We start from the raw sequence: 15,257 nt of genomic DNA, 5'->3' as shown, positions 1-15,257 counted from the left end.
TGGGTCGCCAGAAATGGCGGTCCGTTCATTTCTCGGTCTCAGATCTGAGCTCGTTCTCTTGCGCGAAGCGCCTCATGGGCGGCGGCCGAACCGGCCGGTCAGGTTCGCTAGAGGCCGGGATGGTTCGGTCAGCGGCGTCGCTTGGCACTGTCCCGGTGCTCATCGATGAGTTGGCTGGTGACCTGCTCGACCGCTTGGCCAGACCCGATGCGGTCCGGTTCCGGTCGTATGCGACTCGCTTGACGCAGGGTGAGCCGGTTCGTGTCGAGGAGTCTGCCGCAGCGGAGGCCGTGCGTCCCTACAGCTGGGTGTTGGGCCGTCTCGGTGCGGACGGTGTCCGGTTGACGTCCGCGGGTTATCTGCCGCCGACGGTCGTGACCGAGGCGGTCAGCGCGCTGGGCTGGCATGACCGGTGGATCGGCGCCGCCAACCGCGAGTACCACACCACGCCTGTGCTGGAGTTGGCTCAGGGACGGGCCGGCACGCCGGCGCCGGCCAGGCCGCGCAAGGCCGCGGCCGCGTCGGTCATCGAGCCGCCGGCGCTACGCAGCAGGCAGTATCCGGCGTGGTAGCCGAGCCCGGCATACCCGAGCACGGTCTCGTTGTAGAAGGCCCGGTACGGGTCCCGCTCCACGCGGCCCTCCCAAGCGTCCGCCCAGAAGGCCCGGTTGGCCCCGCCGGCGGCCAGATACCGCTCGACCGCCTCGTCCCAGCGACCTTCGGACTGGGCGACCAGACCCAGGTTGATGTCGGTATGGAGAAGCTGGGGGTCCAGCTGCCGGGCCCGGTCGAAGGCGAGCGCGGCCGGCTCCGCCCGTCCCAGCTCCAGCATCGCCACGCCCGCCATGTTGTGCAGCGCCGCGTTGCCGGGCGCCCGCCGCAGGCCTTCCTCGTACGCGTCGAGCGCCCCGGCCCGGTCACCGACCGACCGCAGCACATGCCCGCGGAACAGCCAGACCACCGGCAGATCGGCACCGATCCGGAGCGCCTCGGCGGTCTGGTCGAGGGCGTCGCCGAAGTGGCCGAGGGTCCGCTCGATCAGTCCCCGGTACGCCACCAGCACCGGATCGGGGCCCCGCTCGCGCATCTGCTCCGCCATCAGGGCGAGATACCGGCCCGCCTTCGCATCCCGGGCTTCGACCGGGCGGCCGTGACCGACGTGGTTCATGACCACCGGCGCCGCGGCCACCTGGCCGCCGAGCTCCTCGATGGAGGCCGAGACGGACTCGTTGACCCTGCGCTGGTACCGGATCTCCGGCAGCCTCCGGAACACCTTCAGCTCGCGCCCGGTGTAGAAGCCGCCGGTGGAGAAAAAGTTGTAGCGCAGCAGCCGGCCGGCGAGCACCTGCGGCCCGGCGTCCTCGAGGAAACGGCGTAGCGGCTCGTGCTGCTCGGGCGGAAGTCGCTCGTCGGCGTCGAGGAACAGCACCCACGATCCCGACGCCCGCGCGAGGGCGGCGTTGCGGGCCGCGGAGAAGTCGCCGTCGAAGTCGACCTCCCCGTAGACGTCGGCCCGGGCCCGGGCCAGCTCCTGGGTGCCGTCGGTCGACCCGGTGTCGACGATGACGGTCTCGTCGACCAGACCGCGCACCGAGTCCAGGCATCCCTCGAGGAACGCGGTCTCGTCCTTGACGATCAGGCAGAGTGAGATGTTCACGGTCATCCCCTGTTCAGCGTCCGGTCCACGAATTCGGCGGTCGAGGCGGCGAGCCGGGTCCGGGCGCGACCCGAGCCGAACAAGTGGTCCGCCGCCGGTACGGCGACGACCTCCGCCCCGAGTGCGGCCAGGTCCGCGGCGGCGCGGCTGACCTTGACGTCGTCCTCGCCGTAGAGGAGCAGCCAGGGCACGCCGGCGGCCAGGAGCTCCTGACGGGGACGGAGCTCCTCCCGTTCGCGGAAGAACCGAGCCGGCAGGTGCGCCTCGCCGCCACGGATCGCCGTCATCCCGGCCGTGTCGAACCGGACGTCCTCGATGAGGTCGCTGGACATCAGTACGGCGGCGGCCGCGCCGAGCGGCCGGGCACTCAGCGCCGCGGGCACCCCGCCGATGCTGATCCCGGCGGTGACCAGCGGAACCGGACCGATCTGCCCCAGCGCCCAGGAGCCGACGGCCACCATGTCCTCGACCATCCCTCTGAAACTGGTCTGTTCGAAGGCCCCCGACGACTCCCCGGAACCGCGGAAGTCGAAGCGGACGACGGCGAGCCCGTGCGCCGCGAGCCGCGCCGCCCACTCGGCCAGCAGTCCGGCCGGTCCACTGCGGTCACCGGTAAGGCCGTGCGCGCATACCACCAGCGCGCGCGGCGTACCGGCGGGAAGGTCGGTCACGGTCAGGCACCAACCGCCCGGCACCTCGAGGACCTCCTCGGTGCGGCGGGTCATTCCCGGCCCTCGGGTCCGAGGACCCGGACTCCGCGCCGGGGGGCCGCGGCCTCGACCAGCAGCGGCAGCGTCGGATCGCCGGTGTGGTCGATCACGACGAGGTCGGCCCGCTCGTCGCGCTCCTGCAGCTCGTCGAGCAGCCGGTCGCGGTCGGCGTCGGTCCGCACGTGCGCGAGGTCGGCGGGCACCGCGGCCGGGACGATCGCGGCCGGGACGATCGCTGCCAGGACGAGGACCCACCGGGCCCCGGCCGCCCCGGCCGGGAGCTGCGGTGGCGGCGCGGATCCGGCCGGCTCCGGCCCGCCGAGCGTGCGGATGTCGGCGGTGTGGCCGACGTTGCCGCCGGCGGCGAGGCCCAGCCGTATCGCGTCGCCGGTGAGGTTGCGGTTGACCCCGGCCCACGCCGCCGGCGCTCCCACCGGCGGCCCCACGGTGACCACGTCGTTGCCGGCCAGCAGCGCCCGAAGGTGGGCGGCGAGCCAGTCCGGGGTCGCCACCCCGCCCGGTGGTAGCCGAAGCACGATATCCGCGTCGTCGATGCGGTGTCCGGGCGGGATGATCTCGACCGTGTGGCGGCCGAAACGGCCATTCGCCAGCTGCCGGACCGGTGTCTCGCCGGTCGCCAGGACGGCCACCCGGACCGGGTCGCCCAGCCCGATCCGTACCCGCCGGACCAGACCGGCCACGGTCTGGTCCAGCGTGTAGCGGGTCGAGTTCCAGGCGGTCATGCCGGCGATGAGCCGGAGCGGCTCCACCCCGCGCGACCGGTCGGCGGCGTCCCGGGACTCGTCCGCGACGAGTCCGGCCGCCTCCGCACGGGCCGCCCGTTCGGCCCGGTCCGCCCACAGGTAGACCGACAGCGCCGCGTCGGGCGCGACGTGATGCATCGAGCGGCCCTCCAGGACCAGGCCGCCGCCCCGCAGCCGCCGGAGCTCGTCGGCGACCGCCCGCCGTACGGCCGGGTCCTGGGCCAGCCGGCTCGCTCGGGTGCCGAGATCGGGTCGCCGCAGGTCGGGTTCCGCGTAGCAGTGACGTCCGACGGTGACCACCGGGTCGGCGATGCCGTCGGCCGCCGTGCGGAAGTCGACGGCGACTTCGTCCTGCTCCCCGCCGGCCGCCGCCAGGGCGCGGTAGAGCAGCCCGGCCGAGACCCAGCGCCAGCCCAACGCGCCCGCGAGCGACCGGGCGACCGCCGTCTTGCCCACCCCGCTGGGACCGTCGAGCGTCACCACGTCCGCCCGGGCGGAGCCGGCGGGCACCGCAGCTGTCCGAGCTGGCGGTCGCAGCAGCCCGAGGATCTCCTGCGCCGACGCGGCCGGCGGGCACTCCCCGTCGACCCGGTGGTGGGGCCACGTCGCCATCACGCGCGGGAAGGCAGCGGCCGCCGAGCGCAGGAAGTCCTCGCGGCTGCCGAGTCCGCCTCCGCCGCGGGCCGCGACCCGGGCCCGGGCGACGTCGAACGGGACGTCGACCCAGACGGACAGGTCCGGAACGGGCAACACGTCGAGCAGGTCTCGCCACTCCGCGAGGTCGGTGCCGAAGTGGGACTGGTTCACCACGTGGTCCGGCCACCAGCGGTCGGCGACGACGAGTGCGCCGGCCGCCCGGGCCTGCGCTATCCGCTCCGCCTCGATCGCGATCCGGAGGCTGAAGTAGCCGGCCAGCCAGCTCTCCCGCTCCGGCCACTCGGCTTCGCGCGGGGCGGCCAGCCGGGTCACGCCGCGAACGAGGTCGGGATCTCCCCGCAGCGGCGCGACGACGACGACCGCGGGCCACCGGGCCGAGTCGGCGGCGCTGTCCCGCAGGGCGCGGATGAGCGTCGACTTCCCCGCTCCGTCCATCCCGCTGACCGTCAGGAACGTGCCGGCGCTCATCGCTGGCCCTCGCGGAGCAGTCGGGGGACAAGCACGGACACGGCCGCCCGGTCGAACTCCGACCGGAGCAGCGGATCGGCGCCGGACACCAACACCGACGGTCCGGTGACCGACGCTGGCGTGCCGGGCGGAGCGACGGCGACGTCCCAGGGCCGGTGCTCCAGGTCGACGGTCAGCGCGTGGACCAAGGCGGCGGGCACGGACAGGCCGCCGACGAGGTGGGGCTCGGCCCCGACCGCGGTCCAGAACTCGTTCTCTTCTGGTGCCAGCGGCTCGGTCGGCGTGAGCAGCGCCGGCGCGCCGTCCAGCGACGGCCGCAGCGCCACCGGATCCGGCGGCGCGATTGCGACTCTGAGCCCGGCGCCGGCTGGGCGGTCACCGGCCGGGAGGAAGGCCGCCGACAGGCCCCGCGCGGTCCAGTGCACCGGACGGTCCGGCACGAGGTCGCCGGCCGCCGCCGCGACCGCCCGGACCAGCGCGGACGCCTCCGGGTGGCCTCCGGTCGCGGTGTTTTCCCCGTGCCCGGGCAGGTCGAAGCGGAACGCCGTCAGCCCGACCGCGGCGCAGCCTTCGGCCAGGGCTCGCAGCAGGTAGTTGTTGCCGGTGCGGTTCTCCCCGATGCCGTGCACGATGACGACGGACCCGGCCGGCTCGGCGACCGGCTCGGTCATCCAGGCCACCTGGCCGCCGAGGTCGAGCCGGCGGGGTCGCGGCGCGGGGGTCACGCCGCCTCCCGGATCCACCAGGCTCGGTCCACCCGCCACCCGGCTTTCTGTAGCCCGGCGAGCAGGCCGGTGGTGTCACCGCCGCCGCTCAGCGCAACCTCGCTCTCCATGTCCGGGACGCCGCGGGCCGCCAGTCGCCGACTCAGCTCGGCGGTCAGCGCCTGGGAGCAGCCCCGGCCGCGGGCTTCCGGCAGCACGAAGACGTCGATGACGTGGGCCGACTCGGCCGGCGAGTAGCGATCGAGACCGATCAGCGCGTACGCGTGTCCGACCGGTCGGCCGTCCAGCTCCGCCACCACGCACTCGACGTCGGGACTGCCGGGTGCTGGCCAGCGCTTGCCCACCCACTCCCCGACGTCGACCGCGGCGGCACGCCCGAACAGGCCGCGCCGCACCGCGATGGCCAGGCAGTCGACCACGAAGTTGGCGTCGTCGGGGCCGGCCGCTCGCAGGCTCCAGTCGCCGCGCCGCGCCGCGGCGTCGGCGGCTCGGCGGACCGTCAGCACCTCCTCGCGGAAACCGCTGCTACGGACCGCGTCGCGCAGGGCCGCCGTCGACGGCCCGGCCGGGAGCTCGACCCGGACATCGAGGTCGGTCGGCAACCGGGCGAGCAGCTCGGCCACGGCATCGGCGGCGGACGGGTCCACGCACAGCCCTTCCAGCCGGCGGTCGGCCTGGTCCGTGACCGGGTGCCGGCAGTCGACGAGCCGCGCCGCGGCCACGGCCAGGCCGGCCCGCCGCACGCCGAGGGTGTCCTCGGCGCCGCCGTCCCCGACTACGGTCGCGGCCAGCGCGGCCACCCGCCCGGTTGGCGCGGCACCCGCGGCGTCGGCCAGCTGACGGGTCAGCGTGTCCTGCCACCAGCGCAACTCCACCGGAGTGAGGGGACCGCCGGGATCCAGTGTGTGCGGTGGTGCGAACACCTCGTCGACGACCTCCTCCTCGGCTATCGGCAGCACCCGGGACCGGTAACCCTCGAGACCCGCGGCGGCCGCCCCGCCCGCTCCGCGCAGCGGGCGCCCGTCCCGCCTGGGCGGGTACGCGTACAGCGGGAGGCCGAGCCCGTACCAGGTGGCGGCGGGCATCCGTTCGACGACCTCAAGGGTGGCGACCGGCCGGCGTCGTATCGCCCACCGGGAGAGCCGCTCGGTCCGGGTCAGCAGCCGTTGCCGCCAGCCAGGCCCGGCCGGCCCGGTCGCGGGGGCGAGCCGGCGGAGGTGCTCGGCCGGCTCGGCCAGCCCGGTCTCCGCCGCCAGCGCGGCGAGCGCGCGAACGCCGCGCTGGAGACCGTGCCGGCGTATCGCCCGGCCGACCTCGTCCCAGCCGATCCCCACGTCCCGCAGCACAAGGAAGTCCAGGAGGTCGCGTCCGATGGCCCGGTCGCGCTCCATCCACTCCACCGCGAGGACGACCGCCAGCTGGGTCGGGCCGAAGCCGGCCACGTCCGCGTCGCGGATCCGCACCCGTCCGCTGCCGGCCCAGGCGGCGGCCGGCAGCACGACGCAGCGACAGCGGTCGACCGCCGGACCGCCGACGGTCAGGTCGAGGTAGACCGGGTGGTCCAGGTCCGGGCGCAGCTTGTTCAGCGCGGCCGCCGCCCAGGTCCCGCCGACCCCCGGTTCACGCCGGGTCGTCACCGGCCGGGCCGGGAACCACCCGGCCGGAGCCAGCGCGTCGAAGGCCGTCGCCAGGTCCGGCGGCCGGCGCAGCACCAGGTCGACGTCGTTGGCCTCGCGCGGCCATCCCGGCGGGTAGAACCGCCCGATCGCCGGGCCGCGCAGCACGGCGTGCTCGACCCCGGCCGACGCGAGTCGGCCGGCGACGTCCGCCAGCTCGTCGGCCAGCACGGCCGCCCGGTGCCGCTGGCGCCGGCTCTCGGTGCCGTCACCGGGCCGCAGCCGGAGGTAGGAACCCGTCACCTTGTGCCGGCGGAGCTGGGCGGGGTCGGCCGCGGGCAGCTCCACCTCGTCGGCCAGCGCCCGCCAGTGGTCGGCCGGGGCGTCGGGCTGCGGCCACCGGCGCAGCGCGCGGGTGAGAGCCGACAGCAGCTCCCGGTCGGAGACGGCGGAGGTCATTCCGGAAACGGGGGATAGTCGTGGTCGGCGGCGAAGAAGGGACGAAGGGCGGCCGGCGGGAACGTCGCCCCGCGGTGCAGGTGGGTGTCGGTGAACCTCTGGGCCGCGTCGAGCGCGGCCGCCGCGACCTCAATCGGCATGCTGCCGCCGCGGAGGCCGGTCGCGAGCTCGTCCAGGTCGATCAGCCGGTACGTCGGACCCATGTCTTCGACGACCACGTCGATCCAGCGGTCCTCGACCCGGACGACCCGGCGCCCGTCGGCCGTCCCGTACGAGAAGGAGACCACGTCGACGTACCACTCCCTGCTCCAGCCGAAGGGCTCGTACACCAGCTGCACACCCTCGTCGAGCAACCAGAAGTAGCGCCGCCGGCCGGCGTTGCGGTGGTAGTCCTCGTCCCGCATGAGCAGGCGCCCCACCTGCACCGCCGGCCGGGCCCGGCCGGCGTGGATCCGGTGCTCGACGAGCACGTCGGTGACGACCGGGGCCGGCCGGTCCGGCGGGGCGGTCACGACGGGACCCCAAGATAGCGCCCGACGATCGTCGCGGCCCCGGGCCGGAGCGGGATCTCGCAGGACAGCAGCCGTTCGTGCCGAAGCCAGTGCAGTCGGGGGGCGTCCGGCCGCCCCTCGTACACCGGAGGCCAGGTGGTGAACGGGGTGAAGTCGTCGAGCACGACCAGCCCGCCCGGACGGAGCCAGTCGGCCACCTCGATTGGGGGCCGGTCGCCTTTGCCCTGGCCCCCGCCGTCGAGGACCAGCAGGTCGAAGGGCCCGTACGCCGAGAGCTCGGCCCAGTCGCCGGACAGGATCCGGACGGGCGGGCCGTCGGCCGGGCGGCCGTCGAAGACAGCCCGGGCCGCGGCCGCCCGCTGCCCGTCGTGGTCGATGCTGACCAGATGCGCCCCCGGCGTCGCCCCCGCCGTCAACCAGGCCAGCCCGACGCCGCAGCCGGTGCCGGTCTCGCCGATCCGTCCGTGCCCCACCCCGGCCGCCAGCAGGGCGAGCAGCCGGCCCTGTTCCGGAAGGCACGACTCCCCGAACCCGGCGGCGGCGGCCGCCTCCGCCGCCGTCCGGACGAGCGGGGGGAGATCCGGGCAGGTGAGGTGGGCCTGGGTGCCGCCGAGGGACATGCCCGCGATCTTCTCGATGCCACAGCACCGCGTCAAAGGGATCCAGCGGCGGATGAACCATGCAGCCTTGACACCTCACGAGGGCAGTATAGGTTCGAGTGGGCCAAAAACATCAAGAAGTGCTTGGTGGGTATATGTCTTACCAGCAAACTCTTGTTTCGCCGCGCCTGGGCGAAGACGTACCTTTCGGGCTGGAAGCGGCGTTTGGAGAAGATCCGGCGATGCAGGATGCCGGTCCCGGAGCGGCGCCCTGGACCAGGCTGCTGCCAGTCTCCGTGAACGACACGTACGGCGACCCCTTCATCCGGGAGCAGGTGGACAACACCGTCGACAAGCTCCTCGCGCTGCGGGACCACCGGGCCCCGATCGCGATCTTCACGAAGGCCGGCTACGACGTCGACGTCCTCGCCCGGCTCGCCGCCGTGACGCACCACCCGCGGGTGATCGTCTTCTACTCGCTGACGGGCCTGGACGAGGGTGGCATCGACTTCCCGGAACGGCTCCGCATGATCGCCGCCCTCCGCGAGCTCTTCCCGAACACCTTCGTCTTCACCCGGCCGATCATTCGCCGGCGCAACGACGACCCGGCGACGCTGACCAAGCTCGCCCAGGCCGCCGCCGACCTCACCGGTCAGCTCGTCCTGGGCGGTCTGCACGACGCGAAGAAGCGCAAGCAGTTGGACCTGTCGGTGGAGCACTTCCTGATCGAGGCCTGCGAGCGGCTCGGCGTGCGGACGTTCTTCAAGACGGCCTGCGCCGGCGCCTGGACCTCCGGCCGGCCGTGCTGGGTGCACGACCTGGGCGAGCCCCACGACCTGGACACGCTGACGGGTGTCGGCTACCGGGCGACCGTGGACGGCCTCCTGGTCCGGCTGCCGGAGGGCACCACCGGCGACATCAACTTCGTCCGGATGGTGTCCGGCGCCGACGTCTATGTTGAGCGTCTGCTCAGCAACTACAACCTGCTCACCATGCCGACCGGCCGGCGGAAGCTCGAGGCGACCTCGTCCTGGTTCGCCTGGTCGGAAAACATCGACACCTGCCTGGACTGCAACTACTGCATCATCAAGCAGATCGAGTATCTGAAGAAGATGCGGGTCCGGATCGGCGTGCACCCCACCCGGATACCGGAGATCGTGACGGCCAACGAGGTCTCGGACCAGATCGCCACGATGCGCCGGACCAAGCTGCCGACGGACGCGGAGCAGTGCCATCAGTACGGCGATGTGCGGGCCCAGAAGCCCTGCCGGATCGGGCTGTACGCGCGCCCAGAAGCGGCCGCCGAGTCGGCCAGCCGCGCGGACCCGAAGGGAGGTGAGCCCGGATGAAGGACGTCGCTACGGTGATCTCGGAGAAGGTCAAGAAGGACAAGGAAGAGAAGTAGGCCGCGAGGGTCGCCGGCCGTCCGGCCGAGCCGGGCGCCGGCGACTCGCCGGCATCCGGTCCCGGAGGAGGTGCCTGCGACGTCCCCGTCCGTCGTGTACGCCGCGGGACTCACCAAGCGCTTCGGTGACCTGGTCGCCGTCGACCGCCTCGACCTCGAGCTGGCCGGCGGCGAGGCCGTCGCGATCATCGGACCCAACGGCGCGGGCAAGACGACGTCGCTGCGGACGATCGCCCTGTTGACCAGGCCCACGTCCGGCCGGTTGACGGTCGCCGGTATGGATGCTCGGACCCACGGCACGGCGATCCGTCACCTCGTCGGTGTGGTGCCGCAGCACAACGCCCTCGACCGGGAGCTCTGCGTCCGGGACAACCTCGTCCTGTACGGACGGTTCTTCGGGTTGTCCCGGCGCGCATCCGAGCAGCGGGCGGAGGAACTGCTCGACCTCATGGATCTCCGGCACCGCGCCCCGGACCGGGTCACGGTGCTCTCCGGGGGGCAGGCGCGGCGGCTTGCGTTGGGTCGCGCCCTGATGACGCGGCCCGAGCTGCTGATCCTGGACGAACCCACCACGGGGCTGGACCCTTTTGCCCGGCAGGCGATCTGGCGGCGGGTGCGGGGTCTCGTGGCCGAGGGCGCCACGGTCCTGATCACCTCGCACGACATGGCGGAGGTCGAGCGGCTCTGTGACCGGGTGCTCTTCCTGAGCGGGGGTCGCGTGGTCGACGAGGGCACGCCGGCCGGCCTGGTCGAGCGGCACTGTGCCCGCAGTGTGCTCACCGCCCGCCTGCGACTGAACGGGCCACGGCCGGCGCCGGCCGAGCTCGCCGGGCTCGGGGAGTTCGCCGTCCTCGAGGGCGACCGGGTGATCGTCCACACCGCGAACGCGGAGCCCGCGTCGGCCGCGGTTCGGGACAGGCTGGACCCGGCCGCGATCGAGGTCCGCCGGAGCACGCTGGAGGACGCGTACCGCCGGCTGGCCCTGAGCACCAGCGGTGGCCGGTGACGACCCGGGCCTGGTGGCTGGTGGAGGCGCAACTGCGGCGTTACAAGCACACCTGGCGCTCGACCGCGGCCTCGACCATGGTGCTGCCGCTCCTCCTGCTGCTGGTGCCCGGTCTCGGTGTCGGGCGGTTGGTCGACGCGTCCCACTCACTCGGATCGCTGCGCTACCTGAACTTCATCGCTCCGGCGGTCGTCGCCGGCGTGGCCATGCAGGTGGCGCTGGCCGAGGCGACCATGCCCGTGTTCGCGGGGATCCGGATCACCCGCACTACCCAGGCCACCCTGGCCACGCCGATCACCCCCGGCGACCTCGTGGACGGCTACCTGTCCTGGATCTTGCTGCGGACCCTCTCGACGTGCGCCGTGCTGGTGGTCGTCGCGCAGGCGCTCCGCGCGGTGCCGCTGAGCGCCTGCGTCCCGTTGCTCGCCGTCGCGGCGCTGACCGCCTTGGCCCACGCCCCGCTGCTGCTGGCCTTCACGGTCCGGCAGCAGGACGGCTACACGCTCGCCGCGGCCGGGCGGGTGCTGGTGCTGCCGGCGCTCTTCGGCGCCGGGACGTTCCTGCCGACACACCTGCTGCCGAGCGGTCTCGCCGCGGTGTCCCGGTTGACGCCGCTGTGGCACGGGGTGCAGCTGTGCCGTGGCGCCGTCGGCATCGCCACGCTGTCCCCGGCGGCGGTCGCCGTCCACCTCGTGGTGCTCCTCGGCTACGCCGCGGGCGGCTATGCGGTGGCTCGCCGGACGTTCCGCCGGCGGCTGGTTCCGTGACGTCGACCAGGACGCGACCCGGGACCGGTCGCGACCGCGCGCTCAACCGCCGCATGCAGCTGCGCCGTGCGGGTCTGGTCGTCCGCCGCAACGTCCTGGTCTTCCGCCGGGCGCGGCTCTCGTTCTGGTCCGGCCTGCTGGAGCCGCTGATCTACCTGGCCACCTTCGGCATACTGCTGGACCGGCTGGTCGGCCGGGTCCGGACGGGCGGCGCCGAGGTCGACTACCTGACGTTCGCCGGTCCGGGTCTGCTGGCCGGGGTCGTCCTCACCGTCGTGGGCAACGAGGCGGTGGGCAACCTGTTCTACAAGATCCGGTTGACCAGGGCGTACGACGCGCTCATGGCCACGCCGATCTCCGGCTTCGACGTCATGGTCGGCGAGGTCGCCTGGACGACCGCGCGAGCGACCGTGTACGGCGCTCCGTTCATCGGTGTCCTGGTGCTGCTCGGCACGGTGCGACCCGTCGCCGCGCCGCTGCTGCTTCTCGGCGTCTCCGCCATCGCCTGCGGGCTCGCCGCCGTCGGCGTGGCCGCCGGCACGCTGCTGCTGACCTGGCAGCACCGGGACCTGGTGCAGGCCGTCACACTGCCGCTGTTCTTTCTGTCCGGGACGTTGTTCCCCATCGACCTCTACCCCCGGCCGGTGCAGCTTCTCGTCGAGGGCACGCCGGTGTACGTCTCCGCCGTCCTGCTCCGGGCTCTCGCTGCGGTGGAGTGGGACGGGCGGATCCTGGTCGCGCTGGCGTACCTGGCCGTGCTGGCGGTCGTGGGCGGGCTGCTTGCCGCCCGTCGGCTCGAGACGGTGTTCAGGTCATGACCGGTCGGCCGCCGTCCTCTCGCCCCCGGGCATCGGGCGCCACGAGGTCGGCGATCTTCCGACCGCCCCGGACCGGGCGCCAGTCCGGCGGCGGCCCATCGGCGAGGTCGGCCTCCCACGCCCAGTCCAAGGAGGCGGCGATCGCGCCGGTGACCGGGTCCCTCCGGGCGTACGCGGTGGCGGCCACGTGCCCGACCGGCCCGGGGGGCCGGTCCGGGTCCGGTTCGAGGAGCGCGCGCGCCGCGACCACCAGCTCGGCGTGGGTGACCAGCACCAGGCGCCCGACTCCGGCCGCCCCGGAGAGGAAGTCCGCCAGTCGCGTCCGCACCATGGACAGGCTCTCCCCGCCCGGCGGACGCCACTGCCACGGGTCGGCGGCGGCCTCGGCGGTCGCCGCGGCGGTCCAGGCCGCCCGTCGGTCCGGTGTCATCCGGGCCACCTCCGGGCCCCAGTCGCGAGGGCGGAGCGCACTCTCCGGCTGCCAGCGGGCGCCGTCAAGCTCCAGGGCGGCCGCGGTCTCCCGGGCCCGTACGGCCGGCGAGGTGAGGTGCCGGTCGAAGCCGGACCGGCCGGCCGCCCGGAGCCGGTCGCCGGCCCGGCGGGCCTGATCCCGGCCGGCGGCGGTGAGCCGCCACGAGTCCGGCGGACGGTCGTGGAAGCCGGCGGGCAGCTGCTCCGTAGCCAGCCGCCGGGCCCGTTCGCCCTCGCTTTCGGCGTGGCGGAGGAAGACCAGCTCGACCGGTCCTCCGTCGGCCGGTGTCGTCGTCACTCGACTACTCCAATGACAGGGAGAAAGCATGGAACTCGCCTGGTTCCTACCCTTGAGCACCGATGTCCGCCACATCGGCCAGTGGCCGGAGGAGGGCCCGGACCCGACTCTGGATCACCTGGTCGCGATCACGGAGGCGGCCGAGTCGGCCGGTTGCGTCGAGCTTCTCGTCCCGACCGCGTACGTTACCTGGCTGGAGACCTTCACCGCGGCCGCCGCTGTGCTGGCGCGGACCCGGCACGCCCGGATGTTGCTGGCGGTTCGGCCGAACCAGTTCCATCCGGCCCAGCTGGCGAAGCTCGTGCTGAGTCTGGACCTGATGTTCCCCGGCCGGATCCGGCTGAACGTCACCACCGGCGGGTGGGACGAGGACCGGTGGATCGGCGCCGAGGAGGACCGGGACACCCGCAACCGCCGGCTGCGGGAGTGGCTCGAGATCCTCGACCTCATCTGGTACGGCGAGCATCCCGTGCACTTCGACGGCGAGTTCTACTCCATAACCGGGACCATGACCGTACGGCGGATGTCCGGACACATCCCGATCGCGATGTCCGGCTCGTCGCCGTCGGTGCGCCGGTCGCTCGTCGAGCACGGCAACTCCTACCTGCTCTTCGGCGCTCCGCCCGAGCAGGTGGCGGCCGAGATCCAGGGCCTGCGCAGTACTCCGGGCCACCGGGACGACATCACCGTCGGGCTGCGGGTGCACGTGGTGGTGCGCCCGACCGAAGCGGAGGCGTGGGCGGCGGCGGAGGACATCGTCTCCCGGGTGGACCCCCGGGCCCGGGAGCTGGTCGCGGCCGGCCGCACCGACCCCGCCTCGCAACGGGCGGTCCAGCAGGCGCTCGCCGGCGCACGGGAGCAGGTCGTGTCGCCGAACTTGTGGGCAGGCATCGGCACAGCCCGCTTCGGCGTGGCCACCGCGCTCGTCGGCGAGCCGGAGCAGATCGCCGACCGGCTGGAGGAGTACGCCGCGCTCGGCGTCGGCTCCTTCATCCTGTCCGGGTACCCGAAGCTCGAGGAGGCCGCGCGGTTCGGGCAGCTCGTCACTCCGCTGCTGCGCCGCCGCGGTCTTCTCTGAGAGCCTCAGGCCGGCCGTTCAGCGGTGATCACCGCCGAGCGCCGGGTTACCGGCAGTGGGGCGGCGAAGCGTTCCAGCTGGTCGGCGAGCGACGCCGGCCGTAACTGCCGGGCCAGGAACGTGCGGGCCTGGTCCCAGTCCTCGAAGACGACGGTCCCTTCCACGTCCGTGCGGCGCACCCCGCCGAACAGGCCGGCCAGCACCGGGTCGGCCCGTTCGGCCGGGAACGGGATCCGGTAGGAGACCGTCGGGAGCCGGTCCCACAGCTCGGCCATGTGCCGCTCGCTCTGGGTGGCCAGCACCAGGAGCCCACCGGGCCGCAGCACCCGGTGCATCTCCGCCACGGCCAGGTGGACCTCGTCCTGGTCGAGGTAGTGCAGGACCCACGCTCCGACCACGCAGTCCACCGATGCGTCGGCGACGCCGAGGCGGCGGGCGTCCTGCCTGCTCGCCCGGAGGCCACGGGCCGCGGACAGCTCGACCATCCGGGCCGACCGGTCAGTGGCGACCACCTCCCAGCCCGTCCGGGCCGCGCGCTCAGCCAGCTCACCCTCGCCGCAGCCGACGTCCAGCAGCCGGCCCGGCGACCGGCCAGCCAACTCCTGCCACAGGACCTCGCGGGCGTCCGGACCGGTCGAGTTCCGGTAGACGGCACGCTGGTCGCGATACAGCTTCTCGTCGGCGAAGGCCTCGTCCGACCGGCTCTGGCGGGTGTCCTGCACCTCCTCAGCCTCATAGCTGCCGCAAATCCAGTCAAGCGTGCCGTTATCTGCAGCACCGCGATGAATCCCACGACAGTCGCCCGGCCCCTCGGCACACGATGCTGGCGCTGATGTTCGAGGGCCTGTCCTACGCCAGGGTCGCGACCTGCTTGCACGTCGGCGTACCCACCGTCGAGACCCCCGTCAGCGCCGTCGTCACCAAGCTCGCCATCTACGGCGACGCCGACCGCCGGGCAAAGCCCTCCTGAGCTTCATCAGCGGCCAGCCTGATTCAGCATCGGCCGCCCCGGACGAATGGGTTGGTGCATCGGACCGGGGGACCACGGGCCGTTCCCAGCGCCTCGCCCGGCCGGGACGGCTTGCTGTCGTGCGACAGACGTTCGAGCTCGTCCGCGGACGTCGGCACCGCGCGCACCCCCGCCGCCGTAGCGGATCATGGTCGCCGCCCCACGTGCGTGCGGTGCTGTGACGATGGCGGAGGCCGCTGCTCGCGGTGATCACCGCGAGGCGGTGACGGCGTCGGCC

General features: G+C 73.7%; 15 protein-coding genes. 6 read left to right on the top strand and 9 right to left on the bottom strand.

Going from position 1 to position 15,257, the window contains the following annotated elements:
- Positions 1-466: 466 nt before the first annotated feature.
- Genes VGP36_25770 through VGP36_25740 form a run of 7 tightly spaced genes read right to left on the bottom strand, consistent with a single transcriptional unit; the run spans position 467 to position 8,188 of the window.
- Positions 467-1,663: a glycosyltransferase gene (locus VGP36_25770; protein ID HEV7658122.1), complete on the bottom strand. Its 1,197-nt coding sequence runs from the start codon at positions 1,661-1,663 to the stop codon at positions 467-469.
- A complete protein-coding gene (locus VGP36_25765) occupies positions 1,660-2,382 on the bottom strand; it encodes an alpha/beta fold hydrolase (protein ID HEV7658121.1) in 723 nt (240 codons plus the stop codon). Before VGP36_25765 ends, VGP36_25770 begins: the two co-directional genes overlap by 4 nt.
- Complete coding sequence (locus tag VGP36_25760; protein HEV7658120.1) at positions 2,379-4,256, bottom strand: (d)CMP kinase; 1,878 nt, start codon at positions 4,254-4,256, stop codon at positions 2,379-2,381. The genes VGP36_25765 and VGP36_25760 overlap by 4 nt, the downstream gene beginning before the upstream one ends.
- Positions 4,253-4,981 carry a hypothetical protein gene (locus VGP36_25755; protein HEV7658119.1) on the bottom strand — a complete coding sequence of 243 codons (729 nt, stop codon included), beginning with the start codon at positions 4,979-4,981 and terminating at the stop codon, positions 4,253-4,255. The genes VGP36_25760 and VGP36_25755 overlap by 4 nt, the downstream gene beginning before the upstream one ends.
- Positions 4,978-7,056: a GNAT family N-acetyltransferase gene (locus VGP36_25750; protein ID HEV7658118.1), complete on the bottom strand. Its 2,079-nt coding sequence runs from the start codon at positions 7,054-7,056 to the stop codon at positions 4,978-4,980. Before VGP36_25750 ends, VGP36_25755 begins: the two co-directional genes overlap by 4 nt.
- On the bottom strand, positions 7,053-7,568 hold the full coding sequence (locus VGP36_25745) for a hypothetical protein (protein ID HEV7658117.1): 516 nt from the start codon (positions 7,566-7,568) through the stop codon (positions 7,053-7,055). Before VGP36_25745 ends, VGP36_25750 begins: the two co-directional genes overlap by 4 nt.
- On the bottom strand, positions 7,565-8,188 hold the full coding sequence (locus VGP36_25740) for a class I SAM-dependent methyltransferase (GenBank protein ID HEV7658116.1): 624 nt from the start codon (positions 8,186-8,188) through the stop codon (positions 7,565-7,567). The genes VGP36_25745 and VGP36_25740 overlap by 4 nt, the downstream gene beginning before the upstream one ends.
- 275 nt (positions 8,189-8,463) lie before the next feature.
- On the opposite strand from VGP36_25740, the gene VGP36_25735 reads away from it, so the two are divergent.
- The 4 genes from VGP36_25735 to VGP36_25720 all read left to right on the top strand — a co-directional run bounded on the left by VGP36_25735 (position 8,464) and on the right by VGP36_25720 (position 12,163).
- A complete protein-coding gene (locus VGP36_25735) occupies positions 8,464-9,516 on the top strand; it encodes a hypothetical protein (GenBank protein ID HEV7658115.1) in 1,053 nt (350 codons plus the stop codon).
- A gap of 126 nt (positions 9,517-9,642) precedes the next feature.
- Positions 9,643-10,578 carry an ABC transporter ATP-binding protein gene (locus VGP36_25730; GenBank protein HEV7658114.1) on the top strand — a complete coding sequence of 312 codons (936 nt, stop codon included), beginning with the start codon at positions 9,643-9,645 and terminating at the stop codon, positions 10,576-10,578.
- Complete coding sequence (locus VGP36_25725; protein ID HEV7658113.1) at positions 10,575-11,345, top strand: ABC transporter permease; 771 nt, start codon at positions 10,575-10,577, stop codon at positions 11,343-11,345. The genes VGP36_25730 and VGP36_25725 overlap by 4 nt, the downstream gene beginning before the upstream one ends.
- Positions 11,346-11,398: 53 nt before the next feature.
- Complete coding sequence (locus VGP36_25720; protein ID HEV7658112.1) at positions 11,399-12,163, top strand: ABC transporter permease; 765 nt, start codon at positions 11,399-11,401, stop codon at positions 12,161-12,163.
- Here the strand turns inward: VGP36_25720 and VGP36_25715 are convergent.
- Positions 12,153-12,932: a phosphoglycerate mutase family protein gene (locus VGP36_25715; GenBank protein HEV7658111.1), complete on the bottom strand. Its 780-nt coding sequence runs from the start codon at positions 12,930-12,932 to the stop codon at positions 12,153-12,155. The genes VGP36_25720 and VGP36_25715 overlap by 11 nt on opposite strands.
- A 28-nt stretch (positions 12,933-12,960) precedes the next feature.
- Between VGP36_25715 and VGP36_25710 the strand changes: the two genes are divergently transcribed.
- Positions 12,961-14,010 (top strand): LLM class flavin-dependent oxidoreductase, encoded by a 1,050-nt coding sequence (locus tag VGP36_25710; GenBank protein ID HEV7658110.1) that lies wholly within the window; start codon positions 12,961-12,963, stop codon positions 14,008-14,010.
- Between the two features lie 5 nt (positions 14,011-14,015).
- Here VGP36_25710 and VGP36_25705 read toward each other — a convergent pair whose 3' ends face one another.
- Entirely contained in the window at positions 14,016-14,732 is a 717-nt protein-coding gene (locus VGP36_25705) for a class I SAM-dependent methyltransferase (protein ID HEV7658109.1), read from the bottom strand.
- Between the two features lie 110 nt (positions 14,733-14,842).
- Between VGP36_25705 and VGP36_25700 the strand changes: the two genes are divergently transcribed.
- Positions 14,843-14,980: a hypothetical protein gene (locus tag VGP36_25700; GenBank protein ID HEV7658108.1), complete on the top strand. Its 138-nt coding sequence runs from the start codon at positions 14,843-14,845 to the stop codon at positions 14,978-14,980.
- Positions 14,981-15,257 lie beyond the last annotated feature (277 nt).

This window comes from Mycobacteriales bacterium (assembly GCA_035995165.1).
Lineage (GTDB): Bacteria > Actinomycetota > Actinomycetes > Mycobacteriales > CADCTP01 > CADCTP01.
The sequence above is the reverse complement of the archived record's forward strand: the minus strand, read 5'-3'. Positions and strand labels throughout refer to the sequence as shown.

Excerpts from the sequence above, each read along its gene's own strand:
- VGP36_25770 (HEV7658122.1), bottom strand. The coding sequence starts at position 1,663 with ATGACCGTGAACATCTCACTCTGCCTGATCGTCAAGGACGAGACCGCG.
- VGP36_25740 (HEV7658116.1), bottom strand. The coding sequence starts at position 8,188 with ATGTCCCTCGGCGGCACCCAGGCCCACCTCACCTGCCCGGATCTCCCC.
- VGP36_25750 (HEV7658118.1), bottom strand. The coding sequence starts at position 7,056 with ATGACCTCCGCCGTCTCCGACCGGGAGCTGCTGTCGGCTCTCACCCGC.
- VGP36_25765 (HEV7658121.1), bottom strand. The coding sequence starts at position 2,382 with ATGACCCGCCGCACCGAGGAGGTCCTCGAGGTGCCGGGCGGTTGGTGC.
- VGP36_25700 (HEV7658108.1), top strand. The coding sequence starts at position 14,843 with ATGTTCGAGGGCCTGTCCTACGCCAGGGTCGCGACCTGCTTGCACGTC.
- VGP36_25720 (HEV7658112.1), top strand. The coding sequence starts at position 11,399 with ATGCAGCTGCGCCGTGCGGGTCTGGTCGTCCGCCGCAACGTCCTGGTC.
- VGP36_25710 (HEV7658110.1), top strand. The coding sequence starts at position 12,961 with ATGGAACTCGCCTGGTTCCTACCCTTGAGCACCGATGTCCGCCACATC.
- VGP36_25760 (HEV7658120.1), bottom strand. The coding sequence starts at position 4,256 with ATGAGCGCCGGCACGTTCCTGACGGTCAGCGGGATGGACGGAGCGGGG.